Annotated in this window: 10 protein-coding genes and 1 riboswitch; of the genes, 9 read left to right on the forward strand and 1 reads right to left on the reverse strand. The window is 54.2% G+C overall.

The window, feature by feature from the left end; all coding sequences use genetic code 11:
• Positions 1 to 55 precede the first annotated feature (55 nt).
• The 4 genes from ACT53G_RS01120 (at position 56) to ACT53G_RS01135 (ending at position 4728) form a co-directional block, all read left to right on the forward strand.
• A complete protein-coding gene (locus ACT53G_RS01120; protein ID WP_194747212.1) occupies positions 56 to 877 on the forward strand; it encodes a hypothetical protein in 822 nt (273 codons plus the stop codon).
• A gap of 669 nt (positions 878 to 1546) precedes the next feature.
• On the forward strand, positions 1547 to 2188 hold the full coding sequence (locus tag ACT53G_RS01125) for a PEP-CTERM sorting domain-containing protein (protein ID WP_476155290.1): 642 nt from the start codon (positions 1547 to 1549) through the stop codon (positions 2186 to 2188).
• A 344-nt stretch (positions 2189 to 2532) separates the two neighbouring features.
• Positions 2533 to 3873, forward strand: a complete 1341-nt coding sequence (hflX, locus tag ACT53G_RS01130; protein ID WP_476168463.1) for a GTPase HflX — start codon at positions 2533 to 2535, stop codon at positions 3871 to 3873.
• A gap of 99 nt (positions 3874 to 3972) precedes the next feature.
• The gene (locus ACT53G_RS01135; RefSeq protein WP_476168464.1) at positions 3973 to 4728 is read left to right on the forward strand and encodes a class I SAM-dependent methyltransferase; all 756 of its coding nucleotides are present in this window, start codon (positions 3973 to 3975) and stop codon (positions 4726 to 4728) included.
• A gap of 33 nt (positions 4729 to 4761) precedes the next feature.
• Here ACT53G_RS01135 and ACT53G_RS01140 read toward each other — a convergent pair whose 3' ends face one another.
• The gene (locus ACT53G_RS01140) at positions 4762 to 5640 is read right to left on the reverse strand and encodes a LysR substrate-binding domain-containing protein (RefSeq protein WP_476168465.1); all 879 of its coding nucleotides are present in this window, start codon (positions 5638 to 5640) and stop codon (positions 4762 to 4764) included.
• Between the two features lie 104 nt (positions 5641 to 5744).
• Here ACT53G_RS01140 and metE point away from each other — a divergent pair, with 104 nt between their 5' ends.
• From metE to ACT53G_RS01165, 5 genes are all read left to right on the forward strand, one after another.
• The gene (gene metE, locus ACT53G_RS01145) at positions 5745 to 8042 is read left to right on the forward strand and encodes a 5-methyltetrahydropteroyltriglutamate--homocysteine S-methyltransferase (RefSeq protein WP_476168466.1); all 2298 of its coding nucleotides are present in this window, start codon (positions 5745 to 5747) and stop codon (positions 8040 to 8042) included.
• 151 nt (positions 8043 to 8193) lie between these two features.
• Complete coding sequence (locus ACT53G_RS01150; RefSeq protein WP_338656985.1) at positions 8194 to 8721, forward strand: RNA polymerase sigma factor; 528 nt, start codon at positions 8194 to 8196, stop codon at positions 8719 to 8721.
• Entirely contained in the window at positions 8718 to 9566 is an 849-nt protein-coding gene (locus ACT53G_RS01155) for a FecR family protein (RefSeq protein WP_476168467.1), read from the forward strand. Before ACT53G_RS01150 ends, ACT53G_RS01155 begins: the two co-directional genes overlap by 4 nt.
• Positions 9567 to 9706: 140 nt before the next feature.
• Positions 9707 to 12100, forward strand: coding sequence for a TonB-dependent siderophore receptor (locus ACT53G_RS01160; protein WP_476168468.1), 2394 nt, complete (start codon positions 9707 to 9709; stop codon positions 12098 to 12100).
• Complete coding sequence (locus ACT53G_RS01165) at positions 12094 to 13347, forward strand: PepSY-associated TM helix domain-containing protein (protein ID WP_476168469.1); 1254 nt, start codon at positions 12094 to 12096, stop codon at positions 13345 to 13347. The genes ACT53G_RS01160 and ACT53G_RS01165 overlap by 7 nt, the downstream gene beginning before the upstream one ends.
• An 85-nt stretch (positions 13348 to 13432) precedes the next feature.
• Positions 13433 to 13653, forward strand: a riboswitch (cobalamin riboswitch).
• Positions 13654 to 13732 lie beyond the last annotated feature (79 nt).

The raw sequence follows: 13732 nt of genomic DNA on the forward strand, positions 1-13732 counted from the left end.
GAGCCGCGCAGCGCCAGTGACCTCCACGTTAGCCGCTATTGGCAAGAGGGTCGTAATGCTTGGCGAAAAGTTTCTTTTGATACAGCAGGAAGCATTTCTGGCCAGGTCGTCTCTCCTGTCTGGCCTAGATGCGCTCAGAAACGCGAATGTCAGCGATTCAGATAAGGGAAAGTTCTACGAGGCGTTCTTTCTTTTATCAATTGGTCTTGAGCGGCTAATGAAACTAATGGTTGTTTGCCACCACATGGCAAAAAACCAACTGAATCCACCTTCCAATGGCGTCTTAAAGGCCGCTGGCCATAACTTGCTCGGTCTTTATGAGACCTGCAGGAATGTTGCCATCTTGGAAATGCCACGGCCACCAGCGTTTGTGAGCGAAGGCGAATTGGAGTTTGAAGTTCTTAAGTTCTTATCTGAGTTTGCAAAATACTCGCGTTACTACAACCTCGACACCATAAGCGCGAAGTCGGACGAGCCAGACCCGCTTGCTAAGTGGTGGAAGATTCTTGGCAGAGAAATTATGGAGTCTGTCTCTGCGAAGAAACGGCAGAAGATTGAGAGTGAAAGCATCCAATATTGCGACAGCATTGGGGCGGCAGGGTTCACCTACATGCGAGGGATGGATGGACAGTTGATGACAACGTTGGAGGCTGTGGCCTACCCCCGCTTTGCCGCCGCCGCTGCCCCATACTCTGTTTGGCGCGTTATTCGCATTGCTGCGCCAATTTACTCTCTCTCATGGCGCATTACGGATATCGCTCACCAGTACGAGGTTTCAATTGGTCGTAACCACCCGGAAGTCCCGTATCTCTATGAGTTTTTCCCATTCTTGGGCCTGGATCGCAGCACAGTGCTGAGTAGAAAAACGTGGAAATAGCGGCTAACAAAATCGCTCAAGGTCGCTCCCGTTGGTCGCTGGACAGCCAAGGGTGTGCAACACGTTGCGCACAATTTGATACCCCACTCAATGTAGATTACGTTCAGCCAGGTAGGGTGGGCAACTCGTTGCCCACTCGGTAAAACTCACGCACAATTCCACCATGTCACGTTATAGACGCATGGGTTTTGTTGCCTGACCATATTCTTTCCATATGGACGCTACCATCCAATATGGATTATTTGCATTTCAACCCACATAAGCATGGCTTAGTGAGCAACGTGAAAGATTGGCCTTATTCAACATTTCACCGATATGTTAAAGCGGGCGTTTATGATGAGGATTGGGGTGTGGGGCTAGATTTTGTGGAAGGAGCGTTTGGTGACGGGTAACGAACTTACGCGTGGGCAACGAGTTGCCCACCCTACAGACTGAGCGACACCGCAACGCGATTTCTTCAACATAGCGAGCATGAAATACGAGGTCAGGTCTCAAGACCTGGCCGCGTATTTTGCCATTTGGCTACGGTGAAAAAGATACTTGAAATACACTTTGCAGTAACTTTGCTATAATCCTGTAGAAATAGCATTTCATTTTTTGCTTTTGACGGGCTTGTAGAGGTTCTGGTTGCTTGAGCGCCCGCTGCTCTGATACTAATGGGAGAACTTGATGTGGCCGATTAGATTTTTATTCGCCGTAGGACTGTTATCGCTAGCGGCGCCTTCTTCAGCCGATGTGATCCTGGCGCTCACACCTACCGCCAGGATCGACTTTGAGACGCAAGTAAAGATCACCTATACGTTGACCGGTAGGGCTAGCAGTCCTGGAGGGCAGAATGTAGGTGAATTTATCTTCCGAATCGCGCCTATGAGTCTGCCCACCGCAGGCAATATAGCCTCGGTCTTTAATCCAACCATCGCACTTACCGGCCCCTGGGCGAATCCAAATTTCGGCACACGTGGTGCCATTATAGCTGCTTCTAATAGCAGAGTAGGTTTCGATGCATTCAATTCAGAACCGGGTAAGTTTAGTACGATTGATGCGACAGGTGGAGTTGTGGGCACATTTGACATAATCTGGAACCGTCTGCTTGCGGGCCAGTACGACGCGGCTATACCCGCTTCTGCGATGGGTGGTGTTTACTCGCTCACAACATCGGGTGACTTTGATTTCTCTCCAACCATTGCAACGTCCTCCGGTGTATCCACATTTATCACGGCAGTTCCTGAACCGGGATCGATGTTACTCATGGCGATTGGAAGTTGCGGATTGCTCTTGCGGCATCGTCACCAACAGAGAAACCGCCAATAAGGTTCGACAACTGAAATGGATTCCGCCAATACGTATCAACGACGCAAACGCAAGTGCGCGACGAACAAGGTCGTGCACCAAAGTTCGCGGTCTGGTACTTTCGAAATGGTGGGGCACTCGCGCGCACTTGGTTACGACCAGCCGAGTAGGGTGGGCAATTAATTGCCCACGATTCATTTAAATGTGTGCAGTGATGCCAACTCATTAATCGCGACTATATCCATTTAGTCCCAGGACATACCCAAAACAATCCCCATTAACACTTTATCTCGCCACCCATAGTGGTGATTCCCGCATTTGCAGGTACTATCTGCCCTCTACCATTCAAGAAGCGTCGTTTCCTCATGCAAAGTGAAGTCAAAGAGCCCGTCAGCCATGCCGTTGTGGCGGCCGTGCAACTGCCCAATGTCAGTGATATGGAGTTTGAGGCTTCGCTGAATGAGCTGCGTGAACTGGCAAAAACGCTGGGCTACAAGATCGTCCACACCTTTGTGCAGAAGCGCGCAGGCTTTGATATCACGGGCTATCTGGGCGTGGGCAAGCGCGAAGAGATTCGTGATTATGTGCGCAGTATGGCTGGAGACCCTGACGCGCTGGAATTTAATCCAGAGGCGTTAAATATTGAGGCGGTGCTGGTTGACCATGAAATCTCGCCGTCGCAGGCGCGTAACCTTGAAATTGAAGTGGGCTGCGAGGTGATGGACCGTACCATGGTCATCCTGGAGATTTTTCACCGCAATGCACGTTCACGTGCGGCACGTGCACAGGTGGAGATTGCGCGGCTGGGTTATATGGCGCCGCGTTTGCGCGAGGCGGCCAAGCTGGCGGGCCCGCAGGGGCGTCAGCGTAGCGGGGCAGGTGGGCGCGGTGCCGGAGAATCGCACACCGAGCTGGATAGACGCAAGATACGTGACCGCATCGCTGAGCTGCAACAAGAGATTGTGATCATGGATGGCGAGCGCCGCACGCAGCGTGCGCGGCGACAGGAGCGGCAGACGATGGCGAGTGTGGCGCTGGTAGGCTATACCAATGCCGGGAAGTCTACCCTGATGCGTGCACTGACTGGCAGCGAAGTGCTGGTGGCGAACAAGCTGTTTGCCACGCTGGATACCACGGTGCGCGCCTTGTACCCCGAGAGCGTGCCGCGCGTGCTGGTCAGTGATACCGTCGGCTTTATCAAAAACCTGCCGCATGGCCTGGTGGCGTCTTTTAAATCCACGCTGGATGAGGCACTGGATGCGGCGTTGTTGCTGCATGTGATTGATGCCAGTGACCCCGGGTTTGAGCGTCAGTTGGAAGTCACGGACACCGTGCTGGAGGAAATTGAAGCTGACACCGTGCCGCGGATTCGCGTGTTTAACAAGATAGATTATGTGGGGGATGCCGCCGCGCAAACCGAGTGTGAAGCTGCACTGCGCCTGAAATATCCGGACTGCATCGTGATGAGTGCACGCCGCCCGGAAGAAGTGGCTAGTCTGCGGCAGAAGATCGTGGACTTTTTTCAGCAAGACCTGGAGGAAACCGAGCTTTTCCTGCCATGGTCGGCACAACAAGTGCGCGGCAAAATTTATAGCAGTTGCCAGGTGTTGAGCGAGCGCTCCGAGGAAGAGGGCACCTTCTTCACCTTGCGCGGTGAGCCCAATACCTTCGCGCAATTGCGCGAGCAAGTTTTGCAGCTAGAATAAATCGCCACCCTCGAATGCCCTCCTGTTGACCTCCATACACGGCACTGGCAACATGCAGGAATCATTCTTTTAAAGAGCCTTGTTAGCGCTTTGACTATCATGAATGAACGCCTGGTCTGCCCCGTTTGCAAAACTGCCGGATCACTGCTGGATGTGGTGGATTTAAACAAATCTTGCGAGGAACAGCGTGGAAAGTATCTGCCTCTCGCAGGCGTTGCTGTCTATTACAGCCTGTGCAATCACTGCGGTTTTTGCTGGGCGCCTGAGCTGCACCAATGGCCTTTAAGCAAGTTTGAGGAAGATATCTACAACGCGGACTATGGGGTGGTCGATCCTGACTATCTTCAGATCAGGCCAACCTCAAATGCAGAGGTTTTGCGTTCGATCTTCCCTGTTTTTCCGCCTACGTTACGGCATCTGGATTATGGCGGCGGCAACGGGTTGCTCTCACGGCAATTGTCAGCGGCAGGTTGGCTTTCTAGGTCGTATGATCCCTTTGTAGACAAGCACACAGACATTGCATCGCTCGGACAATTTGAGCTCATCACCGCCTTTGAGGTGTTCGAGCATGTGCCTGATATATGGGCGCTGATGTCAGACTTGTCATCGTTGTTGGCTAAAGACGGATTGGTGTTGTTTTCTACCTTGCTCTCTGACGGTAATATCCATCCAAACCAGCGGCTGAGCTGGTGGTATGCATCCCCGCGTAATGGCCATATCAGCCTGTTTTCGAGAAACGCGCTCACTCTGCTAGCCCAGAGCAAGCAATTTAACTTTGGAAGCTTTAATAGCGGCTTCCATGCTTTGTACACCACCGTACCACCTTGGGCGAGCCATCTGATTCGTGTGGGTTAGCCACCAATCAAAAAGGCTAACCGCACGGGTGTATTAAGTCTGTGCCAAGCCAATAAACGCCTGTACATAATCAATCTGTATATCTGCTTCTCGAATCCCTAAGTAAATCTGCTTGGCAACCCCTTGCTTACCAAGCTTAACCGGCACCACATCAAACCGGGTTTGATATTCTTCGACCAACCAGCGTGGCAGGGCGGCGACACCGCGGCCACTGGCGACCATTTGCAGCATGATATCTGTGGTTTCTATCGGCTTATGCAGGTGCGGACGGATGCCAGCGGGTTGTAGAAACTGGTTGTAAATATCGAGACGGTCTATGTCTACCGGGTAGGTGATCAGCGTTTCGCTGCTGAGTTGCTCGGGTCGCACGTAGTCTGCTTGCGCGAGTGCATGTTGACGATGCACGACGAGCACTTGTTCGTAATCAAACACCGGCTGAAACAGCAGGCCGGGTTTATACAAGGGGTCTGGCGTGACCAGCATGTCGATCTCGTAGCCAAACAGCGCGCCTATGCCGCCAAACTGGAACTTCTGTTTGACGTCCACATCCACATCCGGCCAGTCGGCCAGGTAGGGCGAGACCACTTTGAGTAGCCATTGGTAACACGGGTGGCATTCCATGCCGATGCGCAGGGTGCCGCGTTCGCCTTGCGCAAATTGGCGCAGCCGCTCTTCAGCCAGTGATAACTGCGGCAGCAGGCGGTTAGCGACGGCGAGCAGGTATTGCCCGGCCTGGGTCAGGCGCAGGCTGCGGCCTTCGCGTAGCCAGATATCCGTCCCCAGTTGCTGTTCGAGCTTTTTAATCGAATGACTGAGCGCCGACTGCGTGAGAAACAGTTTTTCAGCGGCGGCGGTGAGTGAGCCTTGTTGCTCGACCTCACGGATAATCGCCAGATGGATACGTTCTATCATGTCTCTATGTATGAATTAAATTAATAGATGGTTGAAATAATACCATTTTACTTCATGGGTTGTGCTTTCTAGAATGCCGGTTCTGATTTGTTAAGGAACCCATCATGATCACGACCCACAATCTCGGTTTTCCACGCATAGGCGCACAGCGTGAGCTCAAGTTTGCGCTGGAGGCTTACTGGAAAGGCCAGTCTTCGTTAGACACCCTCAAGCAGGTAGGCAAAGACCTGCGGCAACAGCACTGGCAATTGCAATCGGTGCTGGATTTTGCACCTGTGGGCGACTTTGCGTTTTATGACCAGGTGCTGGACATGAGTTTTACGCTCGGCAATTTGCCTGCGCGGGTCCAGGATTTTCATGGAGACCCACTGGATAACTATTTTCGTGTGGCGCGTGGACGCACGGCTGAGTCTGCGGAAGCGCATGCGCAATGTTGTGGTGGTGTTGCGGCAGGCGAGATGACCAAATGGTTTGATACCAACTATCACTATATCGTGCCTGAGTTTACGGCCAACACCCATTTCAAGCTGGATGCGTCGCGCCTGCTTGCGCAATTGGCCGAAGCCAGGGCACTGGGCGTGCAAGCCAAGCCGGTGATCATTGGGCCGGTGACTTATCTGGCGATTGGCAAGGCCAAGGATGATTCAGACCGGCTGGCGCTGTTACCGCAATTGCTCAATGTGTATGCCGAATTGCTGGAAACGCTGGCGCAGCAGGGCGTGGCGTGGGTGCAGGTGGACGAACCTGTGCTGGTGACCGAGCTGACACCGGAATGGCAGCATGCGTTTAACCTGGCCTATCACCAACTCAAGAGTAGCCGCGTCAAGCTGCTGCTAGCGACCTATTTTGGCCCGCTGGCGGATAACCAATACCTGGCAGCCAACCTGCCGGTCGCCGGTTTGCATATAGACGCCATCAATGCCCGCCATGAAATTGTGCCGTTGCTGGCAATGTTGCCTGCACACAAGGTGCTGTCGCTGGGCGTGATCAATGGCCGCAATATCTGGAAAACTGATTTGAATGCGACACTGGACTGGCTGGCGCCGATTGCCGAGCGGCTGGGGGACCGTTTGTGGCTGGCGCCTTCTTGTTCGCTGTTGCATGTGCCGGTGGACCTCGACAGCGAGCTTAAACTGGATAGCGAAATCAAGTCATGGCTGGCATTTGCCAAGCAAAAGCTAGAAGAGCTGCAGGTGCTGGCCACGGCCTTAAATCATGGCCGTGAGGCGGTGAAAGTGGCTTTGGCCGTCAATCAGGTGGCGATTGAGGCGCGTCGACTATCCAAGCGTGTGCACAATCCGGCCGTGAAGGCCATGCTGCAAACATTGACGCCGCAACTGGGGCAGCGCCAGAACGTTTATACGCAGCGCGCTGCCAAACAGGCCGCTTTGTTCAACCTGCCCAAATTCCCCACCACGACCATCGGTTCGTTCCCGCAGACGGCAGAAATCCGTCAGGCGCGTCGCCAGTTCAAGGCCGGGGAGTTGGATCAGGCGAGTTATCAGGCCGTGATGAAAGCCGAAATTGCGCGTAGTGTGCGTGAGCAGGAAGCGCTGGGGCTAGATGTGCTGGTGCATGGCGAGGCGGAGCGCAACGACATGGTGGAGTATTTTGGCGAGCAACTGGAGGGCTATGCCTTCAGCCAGTTTGGCTGGGTGCAGTCCTACGGCTCCCGTTGCGTCAAGCCGCCTATCCTGTTCGGTGATATAAGCCGCCCTCGGGCGATGACGGTGGACTGGATTGAATACGCGCAATCACTGACCAGCAAGCCGATGAAAGGCATGCTGACCGGCCCGGTGACCATGTTGAACTGGTCGTTTGTGCGCGATGATCAGCCACGTGAAGTGTCTTGCTACCAGTTAGCGCTGGCCATACGCCAGGAGGTGCTGGACCTGGAAAAAGCCGGTATCCGCATCATCCAGATTGACGAGGCGGCCTTGCGTGAGGGCTTGCCCCTGCGCAAATCTGACTGGAAAAAGTATCTGCAATGGGCGGTGGCGTCGTTCCGTATCACAGCGAATGGGGTGGCCGATGAAACGCAGATCCATACCCATATGTGTTACTCGGAATTCAATGACATTATTGCCGAGATTGCCGACATGGATGCCGACGTCATCACCATAGAAACCTCGCGCTCGGACATGGAGCTGCTGGATGCGTTTGATGACTTTAACTACCCGAATGAAATTGGGCCCGGTGTTTACGATATTCACTCGCCGAATATTCCAGAACCTGACCGTATGGTCGCCTTGATGCAAAAAGCGGCGGCGCGCATCCCGGCCGAACGTTTGTGGGTGAACCCGGATTGTGGCTTGAAAACCCGCCAATGGGCAGAAGTGATCCCGGCCTTGCGCAATATGGTGTCGGCGGCCCAGCAGTTGCGTGCACAGGCTGCACTTTAAGCCAGCGTACTAAAATCACTTACACACTCACTTACAGGGCCCGCATAGAGGGCCCTTTTTTATCACGCGAGGAGGCGGTAAACAATTATTTTTTATTGATAATGATTTTCATTTGTATTTTTTCTTGCCTGCCGCTAAGATATGGTTTTTATTGATTGTCTTTCACGCAGTGCATCTTCATCCTGAACATTCCAAACTCGTGGTTGCCTTGGTCTATCACTACGACGAATTGGTGAGCTATGTCAGACGCCGTTTTGGAGACCAGCATTTCGCCAGGGATGTGGTGCATGATGTCTGCCTGGAGATCATGGAGCGGCCGCCGCAACTGGCGGTGCAAACGCCGATGGCGTTTTTGCGCAAGCTGTCGCGTCACCGCGCGATTGACCGCTACCGGCAGTATCAGACGCAACAATCCCACCTCAATCACTTGCAGCAGACAGCAGAGCACGCGCACCAGATCGATGGCGAACGCGTCATGCATTTTGTACAACGTCTTGAGGCTTTGAAGCGCATCATAGAAGCGCTGCCAGCCCGGCAACGGCAAGTGTTTTTGCTGCATCGTCTGCACGACATGCCGCAGCAGGAGATTGCCGATGCGCTGGGTATTTCACGCAATATGGTGACGCAACATTTTAACAAGGCCATGGGCAGCATCCAGCGGCAGTGGGCGGGGCTATGAAAGCATCTGACCACACATTGAGTGCGCCCAACCAGCCTGCTGACCATCAAGATCCGCTGGCGCCATACGCTGACGCCTTGCGCGCGCACTTTCCCTCCAGGGAGGCCTTGCTGCAGGAAGCCATGCAGCAAACCCGGCAACGGCGTCGAATAAAACAGGCGTTGGCAACCACCGCTTGCGGCCTGTTGGCGGCCGTGGTCTGCTATGACCCGGTGTTGTCCAGCCAGCGCCTGCAAACGGCAATTGGTCAGTCTGCCCACTTCCAGTTACCGGATGGCTCTGCTGTCAGTCTCAATACCAATACCGTTCTGGTGGCCGAGCAACATCTGCGTTCGCGGCAATTAACGCTGGTACAAGGCGAAGCACTGTTTAAGGTGAAACACGCCTGGCAACCATTTACCGTGGATGCCAACCAGGTGAAGATTCGCGATATTGGTACCGTGTTCAACGTCCGCAATACCGCGGAGGGGGCCATGGTCACGGTGGTGGAGGGCAGTGTAGACGTGATCACTGCGCAGGCACAGCGTCGGCTGACTAAAAATCTCTCGGTGACCACCCGCGGCGCAGCCATTTCTGAAAACCGGTGCACCAGTGCCGAGGCGGCTACCGCCTGGCAGCACGGGCGATTGATTTTTGATGGGCTGCCACTGCGTGACGTGGTGGCCGAATTGCAGCGCTATCACGCTGGTCAGATCACACTCGCGGATGCCCGGGTGGGGCAATACCGCCTGTCCGGCGAATACGATATCAATGGCATCGCATCCTTGCTGGCCGTGTTGCCCGAGATTTTGCCCGTGCGTGTGGAAAAACAGGCAGAGGCTGGCGTGGTGATCCGGCAGCGTTAATCGGTGCGGTTTAGCCGGATTCGCCGGTTCGATCACGCTGAGTCAGAATCATCCGTAAAAAATTTTCTAAAGGACATCAACATTGGCGAAGGCTGGCACGACATACCCATGTCATTCATTATTTATTCAATGGGAAGAAGATGTCATTTACTCGCAACTCTGCCTTGTTCGCCGCTTTGCTGTCCAGCCTGTCTGTGCATGCCGTCGAGCTTGATATGCCCGCACAACCGCTAGACAAGGCGTTGAAGGCCCTGGCCCACCAGACCGGGGAAAGCATTATTTTTTCAACGGAACTCACCGAGCACAAACAGGCGCCTGCGCTCAAGGGTGACTTGAGTGTGCGGCAAGCGCTGGAAAAGCTGCTGGCAGGCAGCGGGCTGGTGTTAAAAACTACTGCCGCTGGCTATACGCTGACCAAAGCCGCTCCCGCGCCACATACACATAGTGAGCCACAAGACCTGCCAGAGGTCAGCGTGTCTGGGCAAACTGTACAAGAACCCGCCAATGGGCCAGTCAAAGGCTATGTTGCCAAGCGTAGCGTGACGGCGACCAAAACAGATACTGCCTTGATCGAAACGCCGCAATCGCTTTCTGTTGTGACACGTGACCAGATGAATGCGCAGGGTGTGCAATCGGTAGGCGATGCCTTGCGCTATACCGCGGGTGTGCAGTCCGAAGCAAACGGGCCAGACCCGCGCGCCGACAATATTGGTATCCGTGGCTTTAGCCTGGGCCGGGACCAGTTCCGCGATGGTTTGCGTAATTACGCATTTAATAACCAGGGCGGTACGGTGGTTGAGGCTTATGGCCTTGAGCGCATTGATTTATTGCGCGGCCCTTCCTCCATTGTGTATGGCCAGGGCGCGCCGGGTGGGCTGGTTAACCTGGTCAGCAAACGGCCTACGGATAAACCACTGCATGAGCTGGGGTTGACCTTGGGCCAGTATGACCGGCAACAGGTGCGTGGCGATGTCAGCCAATGGCTGGATGATGAGGGCGTGTGGTCTTACCGCCTGGTGGGCTTGGTGCAAAAAAGCGATACGCAGATCGACCGTGTCACTGACGACCGCGTCTATCTGGCGCCTTCATTGACTTGGCGACCTTCGGACGCGACCCAGCTGACCTTGCTGACCGACTACCAGAAAAATGACCGTGGCCAGGGCTACCAGGCATTGCCGCGGGTCGGCACACTGGTGAGTAGCCCCTTTGGCAAAATTTCCACCAGCCGGTATGTGGGTGAGCCAGGCCTGGATAAATACGTGCAGGAACGATATTCGGTGGGCTACCAGTTTGAACATGCGTTTAATGAGCACTTGACCCTGCGTCAGAACCTGCGCTACCAGCAACTGCGCACCGATGCCATTTCAACCTATTTGGTGAGCTTGCGCGCAGACCAGCGCAGCATCAACCGGGCCGCGATGGGCACCGATGAAAATGTCGACAATGTGGTGGTGGATACGCATCTGCAAGGGCACTGGACGCACGGCATGTTTGAGCATACGGTTCTGGCGGGGATAGACAGCCAGCGCCTGGATAACCATGTGCTGCGTACATCAGGGACGGCGAGTCCGCTGGATCTGTATACGCCGGTATATGGGGTAACACCGGTGAACCTGGTGCTGTCAGCCAATTTGAAGCAACAGCAACGCCAAACCGGGATTTACTTGCAGGACCAAGTAAAAATTGACCGCCAATGGGTGGCAACACTGGGAGTTCGTCAGGACCACACCCGGATGCAAACAGATAATGTGCTGAGCCCAGCAGCTTCCTCGTCGCAACGCGATCAGGCAGAAACCTGGCGCGGTGGCCTGGTTTACCTGGCGGAAAATGGCCTGGCGCCTTATGCCAGTTACACGGAGTCGTTTTTACCGGTGATTGGCACCATGTTTGATGGCAAGGCCTTCGCCCCTGAAACCGGCAAACAATATGAACTGGGCATCCGCTACCAGCCGAAAGACAGTCAGACGCTATTAAGTGCTGCCATCTTTGATTTGCGCCGTCAGAACGTGACCACGACTGACCTGCAGCATCCTTTGTTTAATCTGCAGAATGGGGAAGTGCGTACTCGCGGCCTGGAGCTTGAGGCCAAAACCCAGTGGGACGCCTGGTCGCTGATTGGTAGTTATACTTATATGCTGCCTGAAATCACGCGCAGTAATAATAGTTTGCAGGGTGTGGCCTTCCAGGGCAAAGATCCTAACCATGTGCCGCACCATACCGCCGCATTATGGACCGATTACCGCTTGCCTGGGCAATGGCTGCCAGGCCTGGTGGTCGGCGGCGGCGTGCGTTACACCGGTAGCCGTTTCGGTAACGATGCAAACACCTTCAAGCTGCCGTCTTATACCCTGGTAGACTTGGCGGTCCGGTATGATTTGTCCCAGCTGGGCACAGGCTGGAAAGGCTGGCAATTTGCACTCAATGCCAGTAATTTGTTTGATAAGGAGTATGTGGCCAATTGTGCATACAGTGGCGACGGTTGCAAATGGGGCTACCGCCGTAATGTCATGGCCAATTTAAATTTCCAATGGTAACGAGAAACGCACTTGTAGTTTGGCATCGCTGGGTAGGCCTGGCGATGGCCGCTTTTTTGGTCATTGCCGGCTTCACCGGCGCCATCATCACTTTTCAGGATGAACTGGATGAGTGGTTGAATCCGCACCTGTTTCAACCTGCATGGCAAGCGGGTCTGCCCATGCTGGACCCGTATCAGCTGCAAGCGCGGGCGCAGAACCAGGCCCCGGCCAATACCCGTGTCGATGAATTGCAATTCAAATTGCCGCAAAGCGCTCAGGCTGACCACCATGGCGAGGCGGTCCAATTCCGCCTGACGCCGGTCGAGCCGCAAGCCAGTCTCCCTGCCGATCAGCTCTTTATCGACCCGCAATCCGGCCAGGTGCTCGGGTCACGCTTATCGACAGCTGGGCCTTTCCAGCGCGAGACGCTGTTGCCATTTTTGTACAAACTGCATTATTCGCTGGCCTTGCCCGGTGTCAGCGGCCGCCTCATCATGGGCATTGTCGCCGTGCTGTGGACGCTGGATACCTTTGTGGCGTTTTTTCTCACCTTGCCCAGACGGCAGCCACAATCCAAAAGCAGTTACTGGCAACGCTGGAAACCGGCCTGGCTGGTCAAATGGCAAGCTTCGACCACGCGTATCAACTTTGACCTGCATCGTGCGGTCGGGCTCTGGCTGTGCAGCGTATTGCTGATCTTCGCCTGGTCCAGCGTCATGTTCAATCTGCGCGAGCAAGTTTATCTGCCGATCATGACCAAGCTGATGCCATTTGATCTGTCTTGGCGCAGCATCCCCAAACTGCAACAACCGTTGACCAGCCTGCCCATGTCCTGGCCGCAAGCTCACCAGTTGGCGCAGCAAGCCATGCAAGGCTTTGCGCAAAGCCATCACCTCCAGGTCGATTACGAAGACCGCTTGCGCCTGGACCGCGAGCGCGGGGTATACCAGTATTTTGTGCATAGCTCGGCCGATTTACGGCAAGACCGTGGCAATACCGCCATTGCCATTGATGCCTATACCGGTGAAATCAAAGGCCACTGGCTGCCCACCCAGGACCAGGCAGGCAATACTTTCAGCAATTGGATAGGGGCCTTACACATGGCGCAAGTGTTCGGCTTGCCTTACCGTATATTTGTCTGTGTGACCGGGCTCTCGCTGGTGATGATTACCGTCACAGGCGTGCTGATCTGGAGTAGAAAGCGCCAATCGAGCAAGGTGGTAGAAACACTGCAACGCAAAAAATGGCACCGTTCGGGTGTCTGAAAAAATATATTCTGGTAAAACAATCACTTAGTTATGGATAACAATATATTGTGTTTTTGTGTGTTGAAAATGCGTATATATTGATTTATAGTCTCGTCCATACGGTATACGGGCACTGATCAGTGCCTGTCTTTAAAAGGGAATCTGGTGCGTGATGGTGTCTGCCATGATCAAGCCAGAGCTGCCCCCGCAACTGTAATCAGCGAGTTGTTTGCTGCTTTGCTCGCCACTGAAGCGATTCGGGAAGGCCAAGGCAAACAATCATGACCTGAGAGCCAGGAGACCTGCCGTGATTTTTTCTTGTTAACGTTTGAGGCGGGGTGTCCTCGGCAGATGCAATGAGTCTTTACTGATTGCATGTCTGGTCTTTGAACGGGTGCAGGTT

The sequence above is a fragment of the Methylophilus sp. DMC18 genome, from assembly GCF_056314005.1.

Coding starts and splice junctions, on each gene's coding strand:
- ACT53G_RS01140 (WP_476168465.1), bottom strand. CDS start 5,640: ATGATAGAACGTATCCATCTGGCGATTATCCGTGAGGTCGAGCAACAA.
- hflX (WP_476168463.1), top strand. CDS start 2,533: ATGCAAAGTGAAGTCAAAGAGCCCGTCAGCCATGCCGTTGTGGCGGCC.
- ACT53G_RS01160 (WP_476168468.1), top strand. CDS start 9,707: ATGTCATTTACTCGCAACTCTGCCTTGTTCGCCGCTTTGCTGTCCAGC.
- ACT53G_RS01120 (WP_194747212.1), top strand. CDS start 56: ATGCTTGGCGAAAAGTTTCTTTTGATACAGCAGGAAGCATTTCTGGCC.
- ACT53G_RS01165 (WP_476168469.1), top strand. CDS start 12,094: ATGGTAACGAGAAACGCACTTGTAGTTTGGCATCGCTGGGTAGGCCTG.
- ACT53G_RS01155 (WP_476168467.1), top strand. CDS start 8,718: ATGAAAGCATCTGACCACACATTGAGTGCGCCCAACCAGCCTGCTGAC.
- ACT53G_RS01125 (WP_476155290.1), top strand. CDS start 1,547: ATGTGGCCGATTAGATTTTTATTCGCCGTAGGACTGTTATCGCTAGCG.
- ACT53G_RS01135 (WP_476168464.1), top strand. CDS start 3,973: ATGAATGAACGCCTGGTCTGCCCCGTTTGCAAAACTGCCGGATCACTG.
- metE (WP_476168466.1), top strand. CDS start 5,745: ATGATCACGACCCACAATCTCGGTTTTCCACGCATAGGCGCACAGCGT.